The sequence below is a fragment of the Deinococcus marmoris DSM 12784 genome (assembly GCF_000701405.1).
Lineage (GTDB): Bacteria > Deinococcota > Deinococci > Deinococcales > Deinococcaceae > Deinococcus > Deinococcus marmoris.
In genome coordinates this window covers 1-20847 of record NZ_JNIV01000079.1, presented here as the reverse complement: position 1 = coordinate 20847, position 20847 = coordinate 1, and the positions used below count along the sequence as shown (strand labels likewise).

Genomic DNA, 20847 nt, shown 5'->3' with positions numbered 1-20847 from the left:
GCCGCTTTGACCTTGTTTGGCAGTACTGACCCGGTAGTAGGCGACGGCGGGGGTGGTCATGGAAGTATGTTACAGGGCTCATGGGAGCGTTCAAGCGCTGTAACAGCCAGACAACCACTGATTCATCGCTGGTATTTCCGAATGGTAGATGAGGCATCAGCGCGGATTGAAGACTCGGGGTGCGAAGTGATCATCCACGGCTTCGAAGGCGCAACCGGTCAGACCACATGTCTCGATCGCTTCTTTGACAGCCTGTGTGACGAAGATCAGATTGGCGTGGGTAGATGGCCGGAATATCGGGGGAGCATCAGGGGCAAACCGCTGGGACATCGGCCGCAGTTGCATCACACCCTCAGCATCAGGAATACGCCGCGCTCCTGGTTGCTGAACCTCTAAAAGGTGAAAGAGGGCATAGCGTTGGCTTGCCCTTGTGCCTCCCCGGTCCAGCAGCGGCACGGGAAACGTTTCGAACCGTATGTCAAACGCTGTGAGCACTTCTATCAAGGCTTCCGAGTACAGGCTCATGATGTCACCCGTCGGAACCAGATCCACTTCAACGCCTTGCGTATTGAGCTGATACGTGGGGTGGTCTGGAATAAGCCTGACTGGGACAGCGTCATACCAATGTGGTGCGGCAGTGACAGGCCCATCAACAGGTTGCGCGCGTACGTAGGTATTATTTTTTGAGACGAAGTGCGGCCTGAGAATGTAGAGCATGCTGTGGGCTCCCGGATGACGAAGATAGGCGCTCTGGTTGAGGTCGGTGTCAGGAAAGCTGCTGTTTGCTGTAGACCACCAAAATCTGTGGGCAAGGAGCGCAGTGATTCGGGCCTCCAGGCGACGGAGCCGAATTCGACACGCCGCATCATGTTGCCCAATCATCCTAGAAGGGTGTTGCCCACGCCTTTTGGTGAGTACTTCATATCGCTGACGGCCGCCGTGAGACACTGGCCAGATCAAGTCATCCCCGATTTCCCCGTCCCAGGCAGAGGTCTGTTTATGAGCATCCCCCAACCGCAAGACCCGGCCCAGCTTGATCAGGCACGGCGCTTCTTCCAGTACCTCAAGGAGTTCACGCAGCTCAGGTCTAGGCCCCGGCGGACCAATAACGGCGATACCCTGCTGTGGCTACACGCCCTTCCCGAAGACCAGGCCATTGTCAACGCCGCCCGGCACGGCACCGGCGGAGTCACGGACGAGTGGGTGACCGTTCACAAGCCGCGCTTCGTTCCCGCGCCGGCGCTGCCCGAAGAACTGCTTGCCTGGGTGACCGGATCACCGGGCAACCCACAGCAGCTCCCCACCATCCGCACTCAGTTGGTAGTTGAGACTGAGGTGATCGACGATGACTTTGAGACCCAGCGCATCCAGGAGACGCTGTTTCTGGAGGATAACGCCACGGTCCAACTGGCCTGGCTGGATTACGAGGCACGCTGGCAGCGCTGGGCACAGGAGGAAGTCAGGGCGCGCGCAGTCCAGAAGGTGTACTCGCAGCTCTACGACTTCCACCAGAAACTCAGCGCCTTTGGCGAGACGTACGAGTTGCGGCTGGGCCTGGGTTATCTGGCCTGGAAGACACCAGGTGGGGACGAGGTCCGGCGCCACCTGCTGACGGCGCGGGCCGCACTGGAGTTCGATGTGCTGCGCGGGGTGCTGCGTGTGGTCGCCGCTGGAGACGGCGCGCGCACCGCGTTGGAGCAGGACATGCTGGATGCGGATGACCGGGCATCGCCGCAGCTTCAGCAGGCCATCGAGGTGGCGCTGGCTGAGGGCGGCGAGGACCTGTGGAGCGGTGAGTCGCTGCCGCCGCTGCTGGAGTCCTGGGTCAACGCCGCCGGCGCCCAGGGAGTCTACGAGGACGACTTGAAGCCGCCCAGAGGCGTGGGCGGCGATCCTGTGGTGCACTGGGCGCCAGCCCTGATCCTGCGCAAACGCGGTGAGCGCTCGCTGACGGCGGCGTACGAACAGCTTATTGGTCAGGTGTCGCTGGACAATCTGCCTGAAAGCACGCGGCGCTTCATGGGGCAGGCTCCAGACGAGAGCCGTATGCCCAACGAGCCGCAGACCATGGACCAGACGGTGTACTTCCCTCTGCCATCCAACGATGAGCAGCGGAAAATCATCCACCGCATTGCACGTGAGCCGGGACTTCTGGTTCAGGGGCCACCCGGCACCGGGAAGTCACACACCATCGTCAACCTGGTCAGCCACCTGTTGGCCACCGATCAGAAGGTGCTCGTCACCAGCCACACCGCCCGCGCCCTGAAGGTGCTGCGCGACAAGTTCCCGGCCGAACTGCTGCCGCTGTGCGTGACCCATCTGCGCGGCGAGGAAGGGGCTCAGGCCGCGCTACAAGGCTCGGTGGCCGAACTCCTGCACCGCTCGACTTCCCGCCAGCCCGATCAGGAGCAGCGGCACGAGGAAGCGCTGCACAGCGCTCTGGAAAAGGCGAAGCAGGCTGAAAAAGTGCAGGTCGACCGACTCCAGCACATCCGTGAAGCAGAGACCGGGACGCTCAACCTGCACAGCTTCGTCGGTACGGGCCAGCAGATCGGCGAGCAGCTCCGGCGCCAGGAAGCGGACGTTGACTGGTTACACGGTCTCATTGACCTGGACCAGGCCGCACCGCTGACTGACGCCCAGGCGCTGCGCCTGCTTTTTTTGTGGCGGGAGTTAGGTGATGAGGAGACCCGGCAACTAACCCTTCTGCGCCCAGACATGGCTGATCTGCCCTCTCCCGACTTCTTCCTGCACCTGCTTCAGGCCGAGCAGGAGGCGAAGCGTCAGTTCAACGCTCATGGGCAGGCCCGCGGCGACGCAGCCTACCCGGCCCTGCTGGCAGCGACATCGTCAGAGCGCGGCGCCCTGCTCACGGCATTGCTCGCTCTGGGTGCAGGCGTGGAGACTGAGTGCCGTCGTCCGTTGCCGTGGCTGCCAGGAGCTGTGGACGCTCTGCTCAGCGGGCAGATGGGCCGCTGGCAGGATGTTCAGGCGCGCAGCGAGCAGATACTGCCGGAACTGCTTCAGCGTGTTGGATGGCTGGAAGCTGCCTCACTCAGCGGCACCGAGGGCCATGACCCCGAGGCGCTGCGCCACGACGCCCAGACCATGTTCGATCATCTGCAAGCGGGCGGCGGCTGGGGCAACTTCGTGATTCGCCCCACCGCTGTAAGGAACCGGCAGTACCTGCGCGAGAGCGTCCGGGTAGGAGGCCGGGCTGCCGACACGCCTGACGCTTTACGGGATCTACTCGACGTCTTGCGGCTGCGCGTCAGGCTGCGGCAACTGACCGAACTGTGGGCCAGCCAGGGCGTGACGGTAAGCGGTCCACTCCCCCTTCAGGTCGCTGAACTCGGGGAGCAGTGCCAGGCGCTGGCTCGCCTTACCGAACTCGGCACGCTCCTGAACGCTGCGCAGATGGCCGTACGCGCCGTACCGGGCCTCCCTGAACCCCGCTGGTGGGAACCAGAGGAGCGCGCGGCACTGGCGGCGGCCACCCACGCTGCTGACGCCACACACGAGGCCTACACACGGCAAGAGGCGCTCGACGTCGTTCTTCCAGGTCTGGATGGGCTGAGCGTGACGGGCCGGACCCATGAAGTTGTCGGTCAACTGGTTCAGGCGGTCCAGGCCAGAGACGCTGCTGCATACGGGGAAGCGTACCGCCGTGCCGATCGCCTTGCTGTCCGGCAAGCGCTCTGGACCGAGCGGCACGCTCTGGACGCGCAGCTCCGCACGGCGAGTGCGCCTCTGGCTGGCGAACTGGCCCGGTCTGCTACCGATCCCTCTTGGGATGGCTGGCTAGGCGCACTGGGCGCGGCCTGGAACTGGCAGCGCGCTGACGCGGATTTGTCGCTGCTGGCCGATCCCGAAGCCGAACACAAAGCGCGTGAGAAGCTCGCGTCCTGTCGGCAGGCCCAGCGCCGCACCCTGGGTGAACTGGCTGCTGCCAGGGCCTGGCGCAGCACCCTTGACCGCCTGACGCACGAAGAGCAGACGGCGTTGGTGGGCTGGCAGAAGGCCTTAAAGATGATCGGCAAGGGGACAGGCAAGAATGCTGGGAAGTTCATAAAGATCGCCCAGCAGGAGTTGGAGATCGCCCGCACCGCCATCCCCGCGTGGATCATGCCGCTTCACCTGGTCGCCGAGAATTTCTCAGTTCAGCGGGGCATGTTCGACGTGGTGATCATCGACGAGGCGTCGCAGGCCGGGCCCGAGGCACTGTTCCTGACATTCATCGCCAAGAAGATCATCATCGTTGGGGACGACAAGCAGATCCCGCCAGATGGCGTCGGCATCTCCATCGAGCAACTCGATGCACTGGTGGCGCGCTACCTCTATGACTTTCCGAGGCCCCACGTGATCGGTCATCCGAAAGCGAGCCTGTTCGACTTTGGAGAGAGCTGCTATCCAAAGCGCGTCGGTCTGCGCGAGCACTTCCGCTGCATGCCCGAGATCATCAAGTTCTCCAGCGACCTGAGCTACTCCAACCAGCCACTGTTTGCCCTGCGGCAGTTCGGAGCAGACCGGTTACAGCCGCTGGTCGCCCGGCACGTCGAGGACGGCTTCACCATGAGGGTCAGCCGGGACCCCGTCAACCGGCCCGAGGGGCGCGCCATCGTGGACCAGATCAAAGCCTGCATCGCCAACCCCCGCTATGCAGGCAAGTCCTTTGGAGTCATCAGCCTGGTGGGCGACTCACAAGCTGAGGAAATCGCCAGTTTGCTGCTGTCCGAGGTCAGCGAAGCGGAGCTTGAAGCCCGCCGGCTGGTCTGCGGCAACGCCTACAGCTTCCAGGGCGACGAGCGCGACGTGATCTTCCTGAGCATGGTCGTCAGTCCAGGTGATGGTGGCCTGGCCAAGGTGCCCCGAGACAGCGCCATCTTCCAGCCCCGCTACAACGTGGCTGTCAGCCGCGCGCGCGATCAGCTGTGGTTGTTTCACAGCGCGGACCTGTCTGACCTGCATCCTGAGGACATCCGCGTCTCCCTGATCCAGCACGTCCGGAACCCCGATCTGGGCGGTTGGCAGCCCTTGCGCATGGACGCACTCAACACCCTGCGCGAACTTGCAGGTCGGCGCGGGCGCAGCAACAACCCCGCGCCGCAGCCTTTTGACAGTTGGTTCGAGTTAGACGTCTACCTCAACATCGTGGACCGGGGCTACCGGGTTATTCCCCAGCATGAGTTGAACGGCTACCACATTGATCTGGTGGTAGAAGGACAGCGTGGCCGATTGGCGGTTGAGTGCGATGGTGACCGTTGGCACGGGCCAGATCAGTTCAGGGCGGATCTGGCCCGCCAGCAGACTCTGGAGCGCGCGGGGATGGTGTTTTGGCGGGTGCGCGGCAGCACCTATACCCGTGACCCCGAGGCAGCGCTGGACAGCCTGTGGGCTGCCCTTGATCGGCGCGGTGTTTTTCCTGAGGGTGATCCGCGCAACTACGCCCCGTTGGAAAACGCGCCGCTTCCAGTATCCACGCCCGAGGTCATTGAAGGCGAAAAATCTACTGCAGACGCAGCTGAACGGGCCGAGTCGGCTGCTCAGGACGAAGTTGAGGACACCGCCAGCGAGGCGCTGCCAATGGTGTCAGTCCTGGACACCGCGTGGCTGCGGCCTTACGCCAGTTGGACGCCACATTCTTTGCCCGATCCCCAAAGCCTCAACAGTCTTGACGCCGTGGTGGACGGTCTGTACGAGATTGTGGACGCCGAGGGACCGATGACTTGTCGACAGGCGTACCAGACCTACTGTCAGGCCGCGGGCGTACGTTTCGGTTCGGGCACCAAAAGCCTGCTGAACAAAGCCATGGCCCGCGCCCAGCGCGAAGGCGTGCTAATCCTGGCCGACGAGTGGGGAAAGCCAGGCCTGGTCGACAAGATCGTGCGCGTGCCTGGCGACGCTGAGGTGGTGCCGCGACAAGCTGGACCACGCCGGTTCGTCGAGGTGCCGCCGTCTGAACTGGCCGCCGCCATGCGCGAGTTGAGTGAGTTACAAAGTGGAGATCGGGAACTGCTCTACCGCGCCGTTTTATCTGTTTACGGTGCACAACGGTTGACCGGGAACGCCCGTGAGGTATTGGACCTGGCCTATGGTTTCTTCAAGCAGACCTCGCCCGTATCGGATGTGCTTGATCCCAGTCGGCTAATTTGACTGGTGATCTCCCACGGCGAAAGCCCACGCTGACTAAGTGGCGCCCTCGATGACGCACTGTGCAGCCTCTGCAACCGATTTGTTCCAGCCCCGGCTGGCCACCGTTCTCGCCCTGTTCTCTAGCCCCTTGGGCGCTGCACATCAGTGGCGTTCTGCCAGTTCTTGGTGCGCTGGTATTTTTGGTGGTGACCATGACGGGCCGCCGGGGACGCGCAGCGCAGTCGAGGCGCTGGTAGCCGGTGCCGGCGCGTTAGCGTGGATGCATCTGTTGCTGGGGGCATGGACGACCGACGTGCAATGGGGCGGCTTACTCTCCAGGGATCAGGTGCGGGTTAAGTCCCGCCTGAAGGAGCTTTTACTGAGATAGCCTGACGTTGAATACAGTTATCCGCCTGGGCAGGTACGCTGAAATAAGCTGAAAGTTGAGTCCTGGCCGTCCACGCTGGATGCGCACAATTTTCACGGACACACGCTCAAAAGGGCGGCTCCATACTGATGAATCTCATTAAATCCAAAAAACGCGTCGCTGACCACGGCGAAGTCTTCACTCCACCGTGGCTGGTTGAACAGATGCTCGATCTGGTCAAAGCCGAGAGCGAACGCATCGACTCCCGCTTTCTGGAGCCTGCCTGTGGATCTGGGAACTTCCTAGTGCCGGTGCTTCAGCGCAAACTCGCCGCCGTCGAACTTAAATTCGGCAAATCTGCCTTTGAAAAGAAGAACTACGCCCTGCTGGGCCTGATGTGCTGCTACGGCATCGAACTACTTGAGGACAACATCGCCGAATGCCGCAGCAGGATGCTCGAGGTTTTCGCCGATTATCTCGGTCTCAATGAATCGGACGACCTCTACCAGGCCGCATTTTTCGTCACCACACTGAATCTGATGCACGGCGACGCCATGAAGATGCAAAACGTCGACGGCACGCACATCATCGTGGTTGAATGGGGGTATCTCGGCAAAGGAAAATTCCAACGACGCGACTTCCGGCTTGACGTCCTGACGGGCATGGCCAGCCTCAGCGCTGAAGGCTCACTTTTTGCCGGGCTTGCCAAGCATGAAATTTTCAAGCCGATTTCTGCTCACCCTCCGGAAACAGTGAAAGATCTGGCCGCTAGGTACGCCCAACTCCAGGAGACCCAGACGTGACCCAGAAAGTTAGTTTCACCCTTCGGGGACGGAATCCCGACGTGTTGACCTGCATCGCCAACCTCTCCAACGACGAGGTTTTCACGGCACCGGAGTTTGCCAACCAGATGCTCGACACCCTCGCCGAGGCCTGGGCGGCTGATCATGCCGGCGCCAGTATCTGGGCAGATCCCACCGTGCGCTTTCTGGACCCATGCACCAAGACTGGGGTGTTCCTGCGGGAAATCACCCGTCGCCTCATTGATGGCCTTGCTGAGGCCATCCCTGACCTGGGCGCTCGGGTGGATCACATCCTGACCAGACAGATCTTCGGCATCGGAATCACACAGATCACGGCGCTACTCGCTCGTCGGAGCGTCTACTGCTCAAAACATGCCGACGGCGAACACTCGGTGGCCAGCTCATTTGCGAACGATGCAGGCAACATCTGGTTCGAGCGACTGGAACATACGTGGGAAGGAAAGAAGTGTAAGTACTGCGGAGCTCCAAAAGAGGTTTTCGACCGTGAAGTAAGGCTTGAAACCCATGCTTATGCATTTATTCATACCCTCAATATTAAATTTCGCCTCAATGAGATATTTGGAGGAGATATGCAGTTCGACGTTATTATCGGGAACCCTCCTTATCAAATGAAAGGTGGTGGCGGTGGTAATAATGACTCCTCGATTTACCACCTCTTCGTAGAGCAAGCAATGCAATTGGAACCGCGTTATCTCAGCATGGTTATTCCTTCTCGCTGGATAGCTGGCGGACGCGGGATGGATAAATTCCGCAAAACGATGCTTACAGACGGCCACATCAGCGATCTCGTAGATTACACGCAAATGTCAACAGCCTTTCCCGGCGTAGATTTCGAAGGAGGCGTTGGGTATTTTCTTTGGAGGCACGGTTATCAAGGTGATGCCCACTACACGCTTTATCAAGGCGAAGAAAAACAGTCAACAATAATACGAAATCTTGGTGCATATGACGTCTTTATTCGAGATCATCGCGCCCTCGAAGTTCTTGAAAAGGTACAGTCTCTTAACGAGCCAACGATGGATGCTATTATCAGTGCAGACACTCCTTTCGGTTTGGCAACGAATTTCCCCAAGTTTAAGGACAAGCCGTTTGATGGGGCGATCATGCTCTATCGTACAGATAAAGGACGGCGTGTTATATCACACACTTCTCGCTCCAATATCCAAAAGAACGTGCAACTAATTGATGTATGGAAAGTGTTCCTACCTGAGGCATATGGAGAGCGTGGTGCAGTTCCGGCCTTGGTTCTTGGGCCTTCAATAGTAGCTCCTCCGGCTTCAGTTTGCACTCAGACATACTTGACGGGAGGAGCATTCGCGCATCAAGATGAGGCAAATAGCCTGAAAAGCTATGCAAAAACCAAGTTCTTTCGGTTCCTTGTATCGCTTCGCAAAATTACGCAACACGCACTGCGGTCAACATATTCGTGGGTTCCTCAGCAAACCTGGAATATCACTTGGACTGATGAAATGCTTTATCAAAAGTACGGTATCACCCCTGAGGAGCAGGCCTACATCGAATCCATGATTCGCCCGATGGACAGTAGCAATGACTAGGCCCACCATTGACGCCATCCTCCCACCCAAGCCCACAGGGCGGCCACGCATCTACGCCTATACCATCAACGACGCGGCGCACGCGGGTCTACTCAAGGTGGGCCAGACCACCCGCGACGTCAAACGGCGTGTCGCCGAGCAGCTCAAAACTGCCGCCATCAAGAATTACCGGGTTGTCTTGGACGAGGCCGCTGAACGCGACGACGGCTCGGTTATCACCGACCACCAGGTGCGGGCCGCACTGCGCACAAAAGGCTTTTGCAACCCCGAACTTGAATGGATGCAGTGTAGCTTGGCCGACGTCAAAACCGTGCTTGCCGAACTGCGCGGCGGCGTCAGCCTGAGCGGCACCCACCACGAAGACTTTCCAATGCGGGACGAGCAGCGCGACGCCGTGGAAAAGACCTTTGACTACTTCCAGTCCATCTGGGAGGAAGATCCGAAAGCAGCGCCGCGGTTCCTCTGGAACGCCAAGATGCGCTTCGGCAAGACGTTCACGGCCTACCAGCTCGCCCGCAAGCTCGGTGCCCTGCGGGTTCTGGTGGTCACCTTCAAGCCCGCTGTTCAAGACGCCTGGCAGAGCGACCTCAATTGCCACGTCGACTTCGACGGCTGGCAGTACCATTCCGTGGCCACAGAGACGGACCCCACAACCGCAGACCCGGGACGCCCGCTGGTCTACTTCGGCTCCTTCCAGGATTTTCTGGGAAAGGACAAGTACGGCAACATCAAGCCGAAAAACGAGTGGATCCACACCATCAACTGGGACCTGGTGGTCTTCGATGAGTATCACTTCGGCGCCTGGCGCGAAACGGCAAAAGAACTCTTCGAGGGCGAGGACGAAGACGTCGCGCAGAAGGAGACGACGCTTGAATACGCCGCCGGGCTCGGGGTGATCAACGAAGATCTGGGTGAGCACTCCGGCAAGGAGACCGAGTTTCTGCCGATCACCACGCGGGCCTACCTGTACCTGTCCGGCACGCCCTTTCGGGCCCTGTCCACAGGCGAGTTTATTGAAGAGCAGATCTTCAACTGGACCTACACCGACGAGCAGCGGGCCAAGGAAGCCTTTGCCGCCGCGCACCCTGAACAGCGCAATCCCTACGCGGCCTTGCCGCAGTTGCGCCTCCTGACCTATCAGATGCCCGACGAGTTGGTGGCCATTGCCAACGAAGGCGAATTCGACGAATTTGACCTCAACGCCTTCTTCAAAGCATCGGGCACCGGGGACAAGGCAAAATTCGAGCACAAAGACGACGTCCAAAAGTGGCTGAATATCCTGCGTGGCGCGTACCTGCCGCAAGCGGTTGAACACCTGAAAACGGCGACACGTCCCCCATTTCCCTACTCGGACGTGCGCCTGCTGCCCTACCTGCAGCACTCGTTCTGGTTCCTGCCTGACGTTGCGGCCTGCCACGCCATGGCAAATCTGCTCGCCGAGAAGCACAACTCGTTCTGGCGTGATTACACCACCATCGTCGCCGCCGGCCCAACTGCAGGCATCGGCCTCAAGGCGCTGCCACCTGTGCGGGACGCCATTAAGAGCGGATTCAACACCAAGACCATCACGCTGTCGTGCGGCAAGCTGACCACCGGCGTCACCGTCAGGCAGTGGTCGTCAATCCTGATGCTGCAGAACCTGAAATCGCCAGCAACCTACTTCCAGGCTGCTTTCCGGGTTCAGTCACCGTGGTCCATCAAGAACCCGAACGGCGACAACCCGAACGAAGAGGAAATTCTCAAGCCCGTCTGTTTTGTCTTTGACTTTGCGCCCACGCGCGCGCTCAGACAGCTTGCCGAGTACGGCATCGGCCTTTCCCCGGGGGAATCCAACCCCGAAGACGCCGTCCGCGAGCTGGTTTCCTTTCTTCCCGTGCTGGCCTACGACGGGGCCAACATGACCCAGATCGACGCCGGCGGCATCCTCGACATCGCCATGGCCGGCACCTCCGCCACCCTGCTCGCCCGCAAATGGGAAAGCGCCCTGCTGGTGAACGTCGACAACGACACTCTGCAGCGCATTCTGAACAACCCTGAGGCCCTGGCCGCCGTGGAGCGTATCGAGGGCTGGCGCGCGCTGGGCGACAACGTCATCGAGACCATCATCAACAAAAGCGAGAAGGTCAAGGACCTCAAGGGGAAAAGCAAAGACAGGGACCTCACCCCCAAAGAGAAGAAGGAGCTGTCGGCTGAGGAGAAGGAATACAAGTCCAAGCGAAAGCAGATCCAGGAGAAACTGATCAAATTCGCCACGCGGATTCCCGCCTTCATGTACCTGACCGACTTCCGTGAAAACACCCTTCAGGACGTCATCACCAAGCTGGAACCCGATCTCTTTCTGACCGTGACCGGTCTGACTGTGCAGGACTTCCACCTGCTCGTTGGGCTCAAGGTTTTCAACACCGAGCACATGAATCAGGCCGTGTTCGCCTTCCGCCGCTACGAAGACGCCTCCCTGAATTACACGGGCATCGAAAGCCACGAAGGGCTCAGGCAAATTGGACTGTTCGACACCGTGATCGCCAGGGAGTAGATCCAGGCAAAACCTGTCGCGCCTGTCTATTAGCTTGTCTTCCAGAGCAGGCTTAGTGTCATGATTTTGCCGCGCCATCCTGTAGGCTGAAGCATGAACATCAATGAACGGGCTGCGCAGGCCTGGGCCGTGCTCGCCTGGGCAGCCCGCCACCGGCAGACCATCACGTACCAGCAGTTGGGCCAGTGCACCGGTATGTTCTCTGGTGGGCTGGGCAAGGTGCTTGATCCCATTCAGGAATACTGCCGTGCCCGGAACCTTCCTCCCCTGACCGTTCTGGTGGTGCAGAAAGACACTGGGCTCCCCGGACACGGTTTCTCGACGGGTCAGGCCGTACAGGTGGCCACCGATCAGTCAAAAGTCTTCGCCTTCGACTGGCTGGCGCACGGTAATCCTCAGGAGAAGGGCCTGCAGATGAAACTGCCCCCGGAGCCTGAAGGAATTCCAGACGCGGCCAGCTGAGCGGGGCCGCCATGAAAACCGCCTGGGAACACGTGACCAAAGCTGCGGCGAACCTGCATGTACAGGGGCACGCCACATTCAGCGCGCAACAGCTCTTCGACGAGGCCATACGGCTTGGATGGGCGAAAAATCCCAGCACGATCCGTACCCACATCACCGCGCACATGCGCGATGACCGGGATGCAGCCACATGCCCCTATCTGGAACGGGTGGCCTGGAACACGTACCGACTCAATGTGGCGGGCCGGCGGGCAGCGGAAGGACTGTAGAGCTGTCACGTCATGACGTGAGCGTCATTCCCCGGCACGTCACGACGCTGCCGCTGCGCGTGCGGCCCACAGGTGCGCGAGCTGCTGGGCCGCGTCACTTGTGAAGTGTACGTGGAGGTCGAAGAGTTGAGCACTGGTTATGGCGGCCTGTCGACAACTATGGGGATGCGCCAAACCTCTTGCTCCAGCGACACCGAGATAATGTGCGCCCAAGTCTTTTTTCATCCGCCTCCTGAGCAAGCACAGCGTCTCAGAGGTTTTTGCAATCGACAGGCTGTGGATTTGTAGGGCGGCCATCCGAAGACTTCCCATGCGCCACGCTGTGGAGTACGGTTGAACCTTCCTGGTCCAGAGTCGCGGCTGGTCAGCATTCGGTGACAGGGCGCTGCTTAAGGTACAACTGTGCCTCCTCGCATCGGTCCTTGCAAAAAGCTAACAACGCCCCCCTTCTTAGCAGTGGCCTCAGGAAGGATGTTATGCCGTCTTCGCTGATCGCGGGACAGCGGCGTTCTCTGCCTGATCTCCTCACGAATCAACCGCTGTGTGCGGCGCTTGAGTTCGATTTGCCTGGCCTCACAGCAGGGCTGATTGGACTGGACGATCAGCGGCAGACCTGTCCATTCTCTATCGTTACGGAACGGCAGCCTGTTGGATTGGACGGCGCATTGCGGGCCACATTTTCGTCGGGGCGAGTGGAGTTCGAGGTTGACCTTGACCGGATGCCGCCCAGCGTCCACCGGCTGATGTTCGTCGTTGGGCATGACGCTCTCCCCATCTCACAGGCAAAGGAGTTGCGCTGGACCCTGAACTCTGAAGGGCTTTCATTCAATCCCTTGTCGTCACTTCATCAAGAGCGGACTGTCATTCTGGTTAAGATTTATCGGCATGTCATGGGCTGGCGGCTGGCAGCCCTTGGGCAGGGGTATGACGGGGGATGGAACGAATTGCTACAGCGACACGGCGCAGCGGAAAGCACCTTGAAACTGTTTGCCCCCCTCTCGCTGGCTACTCCAGAGCAGCCTGTCGTTTCTGGAGTTCTGATCAGAGCAGGTCACGCTGAGCCACAGAAAGCACCGCCAACTGCACCTGAACCGCAAGCTCTAGAGGTCCGCGGCAGCCAGCCACATTCGCTATCTGCCTCAGAATCACCCAGCACGTCTGGATTGACCTGGGAAGTCCAGGATAGCCATGGGACAACGCTCCTAGCCCTGCGTGAGGCACAGTCACTCGATCTGCGTGACGGCAAGCGACTTGCCCTGTCAGAGGCCCAGCGGACTGACTTAGGCGTCGCGGTGCAGGGCGCAGTCAGAATGGCTGCTGGCCTCGCTCCGACACTTCTCAACGCCAATACTTTTCACCTATCACTTGGCTCAGCGGCGCGTCAGGCATTAGCCCAGGGGGGCACCTTTTTGCAAACCGGTTCCAAGCATGGCGGGGGAATTGTTGGAGCGATCAGAGATCCGCATACCGGTCGATTGATGGCGACTGGAAGTTTCAAACCCAACCACCTTGCACGCGTTGCCAACGTTGCCACAATTGCTTTCCAGATCGCCGCCGTCGTAACAGCCCAGTATTACCTACACAACATCAATCAGCAGTTGAAGACCATTGACCGCAAGCTGGATGGTCTTCAGGAATTTTTGGAGGCGCAGGCCGCCGGACGGCTGATCGCGCGGCTCAAAGGCATCTCGCGGAACATCAGATTGCTCGAAAGCCGTTCTCTTGATCCTGAGGAGCGAACTGCAGCCTTGGGCGACGTGCTGGGCCTGATTCGAGAGGCTGAGAGTCAGATGGCCCAGCACGAGTTGCCAATGGCGAACCTAGAAGCTGTCTTCAAAAAGAAAGATCAGTTCAAACTCGATGACGCCAAGCTGAGTCTGGAAAAGCACAAAAAGCACATGAATACCGCGCTGTTCGCAGCGTGGGCCAACATCCAGGCACTTCAGTTGGGAGTTCACTTGGGCTGGGCTGAGGACCGAGTGACGCTACACCAAGACGATCTCGTGCGTTCCCTGGACACTCTGGAGCGGGCCACGGACGTCTTCGAGAAGGGTCTGTCTCGTTTCGATGCGGAGGCCCGCGCCAGGAACGCTCCAATCCTGGCAGAGGATGTTATCGCCAACGGGCTGATCTTCGGCTTATTGGGCCTGGTCACGAGTCTGGTGGTGCAGAGAAAGCGCAAAGTGCATAACCAGAAGCGGGAAGAGTTTAAGACTGATCCTCAGGGACAGGGTTGGATGTCCATCCTGGCCCTTCACCGGCAGATGCTGACTGGACTCCGCAATGGGGTTGAGGAGTTGCAACTGGACCGGGTGGAAATTGAGCGCCAGCGGAAGGCTCCCCTAGCCTTGGTGGTACAAACGGACTCGTCCGGCGCAGTAATTCATGCCTTTATGCAGGAAGAACCCGTAATGGCCTGACCTTAGCCCGGACTACAACCTCTAAATCAGATGACGGTGGTGTCGATCACCTGATTGCTCACTTCCGTCTGATTCATTCAGACACGAAAAGAAAGAAAGCTTTCTAACTTTCTTTCTTTTCGTATTGTTGCAGATATTCATCGAGTGCTTGGGCTACCACATCTTGTATTTTGTGACCCTCAGTCGCGGTGTACACCTTGAGGCGGCGGTGCAAGCTGCGCGGCAACCGGGTGTTGAAAGATTCCAGAACTTGTGTCTCAGTGGGGCCCGTTGGCTGGAGGATGGGCATCTCCACTGCCTGTTTCAAAGCATTGTTCAGTCCAGACTGCACCTCTTCCATTTCAGGAGCAGAGCGCTGCTCCTGTGAGTCCATGCGCTGTTTCATGGCGGCCCCGATGCTCAGGCCCTTCTTCTTGCTCCCGGTCATGTCAACACCTCTGCCAGTACTGCACGATAGTCACTCAGATCTTCCGGTAGCGTACCGAACGCTCGCTCGTATTTCACCAAGTGGGGAATCACGCCAAAGACTGGGAGATCCTCTTCTTCCAGGGCAACCTGCATCTCGCGCCCCAGGCCGCCTCGTGCCTGCGTCAGGAGAATGCCCCAGCGTCCGGCAAAGCCGGAGGCGGCCAGCGCATCCAGCGTGGGAATCAGGCGGTCGGCCTCAAGCGCATTGCATTTGGCCACCACAATCACGCGCCCGGCGATCCGCGCTGCATCCCCGAGGGCACGCGGATCGTTGGGTGGCGTGTCCACCACCACCCAGTCATGCCGCATGGCCTGTGCGCTCTTGTTTTCGGGATAGACCGGGAAGGGCAGGTCGCCCGCCGCCCGTGCCCAGGCCCCTGCACTCCCTTCAGGGTCCTTGTCGAGGACAGCCACATCACGCCCCTGCTGCTGGAGCAGGGCCGCCGTATAGATCGCGGTCACCGTCTTGCCCACCCCTCCCTTGCGGGAAAGGACTGAAACAACTTCTACCATGTTGTAAGCTTACAAGAAAGATAGAAAGAAAGATAGAATGCTTGCATATCAGTGAGGGGGTGGGTGAGATGGGCATAGGGAAGACGTACCGCAAAGTCCGGGATACCCGCACGGGGCGCATGTTGCCGCTGCACCGATATCTGGCCGCGCAGGCCCTGGGGCGTCCCCTGCTGCCTGGAGAGGTGGTCCACCACCGCGATGGCAATTCCCTGAACAACGCTCCAGATAACCTGCTGGTGCTGCCCAGCCAGCGCCTTCACGCCCATCTGGAACATCTATTGCGCAGGGAGAGACGAGGACAATCCCCGCTGTTTCCCGAGCTGCTGAGTGCGCTGCGGGGAGGGGAGAGGGCGGGTACGCTGTTTGCTCAGATCGTGACGAACGAAAAGTAGGGGAGAAACCGCCGATCGGCAATGGTACAAAGATCTCTCCCTTCTCCCTACCACTCTGCCGCCAAGGCTGAAGAACCTTCAACTGCCAAGACAGGAAGGCTATCTCTCTGCCTATTGAGTGCTGTCCAGCGTGCTGTATGACTGTCCATCAAATGACGGCTGGACAGCCACGCATGCTTATAGGTCAGGATGAGAACGACTCGCAAGGCCGTGCGAGCTTACCTCTCAAGCTCCATAGAGAGCGGGGACGTTGATGCTGTCCCGGTTGAAGTAGAGCTTAACTGGGATACGGGCAGCTCAGGAAGCGGCGTTCCCAGTGCAGGGTTGGCTGAAGACGAGAAATTTGGTTTTCCTCTTCCACTTAGCGTGGTAGGCACACGAGTCTTGGGGCGACCCTAACAAGGGCAACTGAGACCACAACACGTATTCTGCAACACACCTATCCACCAAGGAGACAGCCTGATGCCAGCCAACACCACCCAGATCGAACGCCGATTGTGTGCCGCCCCCGACAGCCTGCGTGCCAACAGCAAGCTCCGCAGTCAGGAATACAGCACTCCAATCCTAGGCCTGATCTTCCTGGCCCACGGCGATTACCGTTTTGTGCAGGCCGAGAGTCGGCTGGGTGCGAGAGTGCGCGGGCTGGGGCTGGAGCCTGTGGAAGTGACAGATCAAACCCAGGAGGCGGTGGCGTAATGCAGGCGTTCGTGAATCCGGTACTGACTCTTCTCAACGGTAAGAAACAGTTCGTGGTGCCGCACTACCAGCGGCCCTACTCGTGGCGGCTGGAACAGTGCGGCCAGCTCTGGCAGGACATTGAAGAGCTGGCCGAGCTGAGTGACCTCACCCGGACGCACTTCATGGGTTCGGTGGTGTACGTGCAGGATGCGGGCAGCGCTGCAAATGGCGGAGCTTTCCAGGTCATCGACGGGCAGCAGCGGCTGACTACCCTCACGCTTCTGCTCTCAGCATTGGTGCAGGTGCTGCGCGAGCTGGAGGCGGCAGGGCAGGCAGTGACTGGAGTGGACGCTGACGAGATCGAGGACCTGTATCTGAATGTGCGCGGTAAGGGAGACGGACGCTTCAAGTTGATGCTCACCCGCTCTGACCGCCAGACCCTGATGCATGCGCTGGAGCCGGATAAGGTGCCGCTGCCCTCACAGGCGTCAGAGCGGGTGATGCAGAACCGCACCTTCTTTCTGGAGGAGTTGAGGGAACCGCGTAGAGACCTGGCCAGCATTGTGCGGGCTTTGCGGCGACTGGTGGTAGTCGACATCAGCCTCTCAAAGCCGCAGGACAACGCGCAACTGATTTTCGAGAGTCTCAACAGCACGGGTCTGGACCTGACCCAGGCCGACCTGACCCGCAATTACGTGCTGATGAGTCTGGAAGGCCCTGACCAGGATGCGCTCTACGACCACTACTGGCACCCGATGGAGCGCCTGTTCATCGGGCCGGGCAAAGAAGACAATGCCTTTGACTTCTTCATGCGTGACTACCTCACGGTGCGCGGTGAAATGGCCGCACAGCCGCCGCTGAAGAGGGTTTATGCCGCCTTCAAGAAGCATGTTTCTGATAAAGGATTGGCCGCCTCGATGAGCAGTGTGGTACGCGACATGCACCGTGCTGCTGGCTTCTACTCAGTGCTGACCCACCCGGAACACGAGGAGAACCCGGAAGTGCGCCGCGCCCTGACCGACCTGCACGGGATGGAGCTGGACGTATGGTTGCCCCTGGGGCTGCACGCCTACGAGACCTGGAAGGACGGTTCGCTGAAGCAGACGGAATTGCTGGGCGTGCTGCGCTTGGTGGAGTCCTATCTGTTCAGGCGCTGGGCGGCGGGTGTGCCTTCGCAGGGGCTGAATAAGGTTTTTCCCTCGGTGTTGCCGCAGCTGAGTAAAGGCGAAGACTACCTGGGAACGCTACGCGACTTCCTGTATCAGCTCCCCGGCACACGCCGCTTCCCGCAGGATGAGGAGTTCAAAGCGGGACTCACCACGCGCGACCTCTACTCGGCTCGCAGTTGGTCGCGCTACACCCTGGGCAAGCTGGAGAACCACGACCATAAAGAAGCCTTCTCTGATCTCTCGACCTTCACCATCGAGCACGTCCTGCCACAGAACAAGAAACTCAGCCCGGAGTGGCAGAAGATGATGGGGGAAGACTGGCAGGCGGTACAGGACCGGTACCTGCACACCCTCGGTAATCTGACCCTGACCGGCTACAACAGCGAACTGAGCGACAAGCCCTTCGCGGACAAGCGCGACATGAAGGGCGGCTTCCGTGACAGTCATCTGCGGCTGAATAAGGCCCTATCCGATCTCGAAATCTGGAACGAGACCGAACTCGTGAAGCGTGCCAGTGCACTGGCCGACCTTGCCGTATTGGTCTGGCCTTCTGTTCAGCCCACCACTGTGCTGGTCGAACGCCTGGCATCCCGTCAGGCCGAACGCTCCTCGAGAAGTGTCGACGACTTCTTACATTCCGCTTCCCCAACGCTGCGCGAACTGTTTGAGGAAGTAAGAGAGGGACTTGTCGCTCTGTCACCGGACGTGCAGGAGCAAGCAACCGCTGCATACATCGCCTACAAGGTGGGCACGAATTTCTGTGATGCCCTTCCGCAATCTGATCTGAACGCGGTGAAGTGCTGGCTGAACATGCCCTACAGCGCCATCAATGACCCACAGGAACTGGTACGCGACGTTTCGAAGATCGGGCACGTCGGGAACGGTGAAGTGGAAGTGACGGTTCGCTCACTGCTTGATGTCCCTGCTTTGCTTGACCTCGCGCAGCAGGCGCTGGCTTATCAACTGACACGGCAAAAGGGCATTGATGCAGCTCTTGCCAATCTCCCAGCATCATTGGCTGAAGTTTACACAGCGTTGGAAGCGCGAGTGCTGGCGTTGAGTCCTGGCGTGACTCTCAAGCGCAACAAGGCGTACCTCTCCTTTCGTGACCAGCAGGCCTTCTGTGAACTGGACGTGCAGGCCAGAGGCCTGCTTATTCGAGTTCTGACTGGAGACAAGGAACGGCCCGCCGGAGACACCAGCCAGTGGGCGTCCACACGGTGGAAGGGCTGGTGGCGCATGCTCCTCAAAACCAAAGCTGACCTCGACGTAGCCTGGCCCGCCATTGAAGCGGCTTACCTTGCTCAGCGAGTAAATGTGGGCAGCCCCGGTACCTCAGCACTGATGGGGTCCGCTTCGGATGCGTGAGTACAGCGAGGCTCGCCTTGTTGAGAAGACCTGCCTTGCCATCCTGCACAAGCTGAGCTGGCAGATTCTCGACGCGACCCACGAGGTGCTGGGGGCGGCAGGCACGCTGGGCCGCGAGAGCGAACGAGAAGTGATTCTCATCCGTGAGCTGCGCTCCGCCCTGACCCATCTGAACCCGTGACCCTCTCCCCGTTTCCGGTGCCAACCCAACTGCAAATTCACTGGCACGTTGGGAGACGTATGAAGGGAAAACGGTACACCGAGCAGCAGATCCTAGACATCCTTGGGCAGGCAGAAAAATACACGCTGGGACGGGATTTCTGCGTTCCTGGAGAAGGCCGCACGAGCGCTCTGGGCAGTCCCGCCAGGGATTTTACCGAGGGATTTCGAGCGCAACATGCCCCGTTTTGCAGACTTTTACGGAACTACCGACTTTACTAACGGAATCCAATGCTAGTCAGCCCCCAAAATGTGTATCTGTTACAATATTCCATGCTTAAAAACATGGCGCAGATTGTGCTGGGTTTCTCAATGCTGCTCGGTACGGCACAGGCCGCTCCTGTGCTTGGTCAACGAATCGACCTTACACAGGGAGCTGCTACAGCACTACGCTCCACTGGTATCTGTGCCGAGCTCAGCTGCGATACGGCCGTCATCGCGAAAATTGATGTCGATATCATTTATCTTGGCGCGCTCGACCAAGGAGCATTCACTTATCTTGTCAATGGACGGGTAGCCATGGTGGGCTGGATGGGTAGGCCTCACGGTGAAATGCCACGCACTCCTTCACTCGCGCAGTTCAACCGTTTGGCACAGAAGGTTGCGAGCACTTCACTCCCGCAGTCATGGCTCAAAGCTACCTCGCAAAACTGGGATCAGTCCATCGGTCTCGATCCAGACAAGGTGACACGCATAACCCAATCCAATGCTGTTTTTGGCGGCAAGACTGGCAATGGGGCCTGGTACACTTTGTATATTGCACAGCCAGCCCATGAGGCTAGGCTCCGCCTCCTGATTAACCGTGTCGAACCGAAAAATGCTCGTGCTATAGCAGATCGGTTTATGCGTGACATGGGTGGCCCTCTCAGTGCTAGACGGGATCAATGTCCTGCAAATACGAAACCGCTGATAGCGATACAGCTCCTTGACAACAGATCGTATGCCAGCTTCGATGCATATTTCAAGCGACTGGGCATGCCTTCTACTGGCTGTTGCGGTGGCCCACCAACCTGGGCATTGCCAGGCCTAAGTGCCTCAAGCGTTTCTGTTGAAACTCGGAACTTTAACAGTACAAATGGAGACGAAATGCCCAATGGCTGTGTTTCGGGACAATAGTACTCATTTATCTGTCAATTGTGGAATCTAGAATCCCTCAGTGAAATCCTCAATGAGACCGTCGGGGGCACTCGTGCAGTCAGCTCCTTTCAGGGAGTTGCCGACTTTATCAACGGAATCGCATTGAAACAGTAATCCGCTATTGGAAGTCAGATCACATGAGCTAAGGTGCGCGCAGTTTCATCGCCACCTATTGGTGTCAATGGCACCCTAAAACTGACCAGTTTCGGCGACTTAAATTTGACCACCTCACGTCCGTTCAACGCCGTTTCACCTCCTGATTGGTCTCGCTCATTCCGATCAGCGAGCTGGGAAACAGGCCCGATTTCCGCTTCTCACGCAGGCGGTAGGACTCGCCCTT

General features: G+C 59.1%; 15 protein-coding genes. 12 read left to right on the top strand and 3 right to left on the bottom strand.

Translation table 11 applies throughout. From position 1 onward, the window contains the following. Positions 1-156: 156 nt before the first annotated feature. Positions 157-717 (bottom strand): hypothetical protein, encoded by a 561-nt coding sequence (locus Q319_RS0116760; RefSeq protein ID WP_156039411.1) that lies wholly within the window; start codon positions 715-717, stop codon positions 157-159. Positions 718-999: 282 nt separating this feature from the next. On the opposite strand from Q319_RS0116760, the gene Q319_RS0116755 reads away from it, so the two are divergent. From Q319_RS0116755 to Q319_RS0116725, 7 genes are all read left to right on the top strand, one after another. Next, entirely contained in the window at positions 1000-6153 is a 5154-nt protein-coding gene (locus Q319_RS0116755; protein WP_029483613.1) for an AAA domain-containing protein, read from the top strand. A 495-nt stretch (positions 6154-6648) separates the two neighbouring features. Continuing rightward, positions 6649-7302: an N-6 DNA methylase gene (locus tag Q319_RS0116750; protein ID WP_034415550.1), complete on the top strand. Its 654-nt coding sequence runs from the start codon at positions 6649-6651 to the stop codon at positions 7300-7302. Continuing rightward, positions 7299-8879 carry an Eco57I restriction-modification methylase domain-containing protein gene (locus Q319_RS0116745; RefSeq protein ID WP_029483611.1) on the top strand — a complete coding sequence of 527 codons (1581 nt, stop codon included), beginning with the start codon at positions 7299-7301 and terminating at the stop codon, positions 8877-8879. The genes Q319_RS0116750 and Q319_RS0116745 overlap by 4 nt, the downstream gene beginning before the upstream one ends. Further along, positions 8872-11412 (top strand): GIY-YIG nuclease family protein, encoded by a 2541-nt coding sequence (locus tag Q319_RS0116740; protein ID WP_029483610.1) that lies wholly within the window; start codon positions 8872-8874, stop codon positions 11410-11412. Before Q319_RS0116745 ends, Q319_RS0116740 begins: the two co-directional genes overlap by 8 nt. Positions 11413-11505: 93 nt before the next feature. Next, complete coding sequence (locus Q319_RS0116735) at positions 11506-11874, top strand: hypothetical protein (RefSeq protein WP_029483609.1); 369 nt, start codon at positions 11506-11508, stop codon at positions 11872-11874. Between the two features lie 11 nt (positions 11875-11885). Continuing rightward, complete coding sequence (locus Q319_RS0116730) at positions 11886-12143, top strand: DUF7669 domain-containing protein (protein WP_029483608.1); 258 nt, start codon at positions 11886-11888, stop codon at positions 12141-12143. Positions 12144-12565: 422 nt separating this feature from the next. Next, positions 12566-14563, top strand: coding sequence for a TerD family protein (locus Q319_RS0116725; protein WP_156039410.1), 1998 nt, complete (start codon positions 12566-12568; stop codon positions 14561-14563). 103 nt (positions 14564-14666) lie between these two features. Here Q319_RS0116725 and Q319_RS25700 read toward each other — a convergent pair whose 3' ends face one another. Both Q319_RS25700 and Q319_RS0116715 read right to left on the bottom strand, forming a co-directional pair. Further along, positions 14667-14990 (bottom strand): hypothetical protein, encoded by a 324-nt coding sequence (locus Q319_RS25700; RefSeq protein ID WP_051655494.1) that lies wholly within the window; start codon positions 14988-14990, stop codon positions 14667-14669. Continuing rightward, on the bottom strand, positions 14987-15544 hold the full coding sequence (locus Q319_RS0116715) for a ParA family protein (protein ID WP_081846111.1): 558 nt from the start codon (positions 15542-15544) through the stop codon (positions 14987-14989). Before Q319_RS0116715 ends, Q319_RS25700 begins: the two co-directional genes overlap by 4 nt. 68 nt (positions 15545-15612) lie before the next feature. Here Q319_RS0116715 and Q319_RS0116710 point away from each other — a divergent pair, with 68 nt between their 5' ends. The 5 genes from Q319_RS0116710 (at position 15613) to Q319_RS27300 (ending at position 20486) form a co-directional block, all read left to right on the top strand. Beyond that, complete coding sequence (locus Q319_RS0116710; RefSeq protein WP_029483604.1) at positions 15613-15936, top strand: HNH endonuclease; 324 nt, start codon at positions 15613-15615, stop codon at positions 15934-15936. A gap of 462 nt (positions 15937-16398) precedes the next feature. Continuing rightward, on the top strand, positions 16399-16632 hold the full coding sequence (locus Q319_RS0116705; RefSeq protein WP_029483603.1) for a hypothetical protein: 234 nt from the start codon (positions 16399-16401) through the stop codon (positions 16630-16632). Continuing rightward, the gene (locus Q319_RS0116700; protein WP_051655493.1) at positions 16632-19151 is read left to right on the top strand and encodes a DUF262 and DUF1524 domain-containing protein; all 2520 of its coding nucleotides are present in this window, start codon (positions 16632-16634) and stop codon (positions 19149-19151) included. The genes Q319_RS0116705 and Q319_RS0116700 overlap by 1 nt, the downstream gene beginning before the upstream one ends. Further along, positions 19144-19332 carry a hypothetical protein gene (locus tag Q319_RS0116695; protein ID WP_029483601.1) on the top strand — a complete coding sequence of 63 codons (189 nt, stop codon included), beginning with the start codon at positions 19144-19146 and terminating at the stop codon, positions 19330-19332. Before Q319_RS0116700 ends, Q319_RS0116695 begins: the two co-directional genes overlap by 8 nt. A gap of 311 nt (positions 19333-19643) precedes the next feature. Next, complete coding sequence (locus Q319_RS27300) at positions 19644-20486, top strand: hypothetical protein (RefSeq protein ID WP_156039409.1); 843 nt, start codon at positions 19644-19646, stop codon at positions 20484-20486. Positions 20487-20847: the final 361 nt, after the last annotated feature.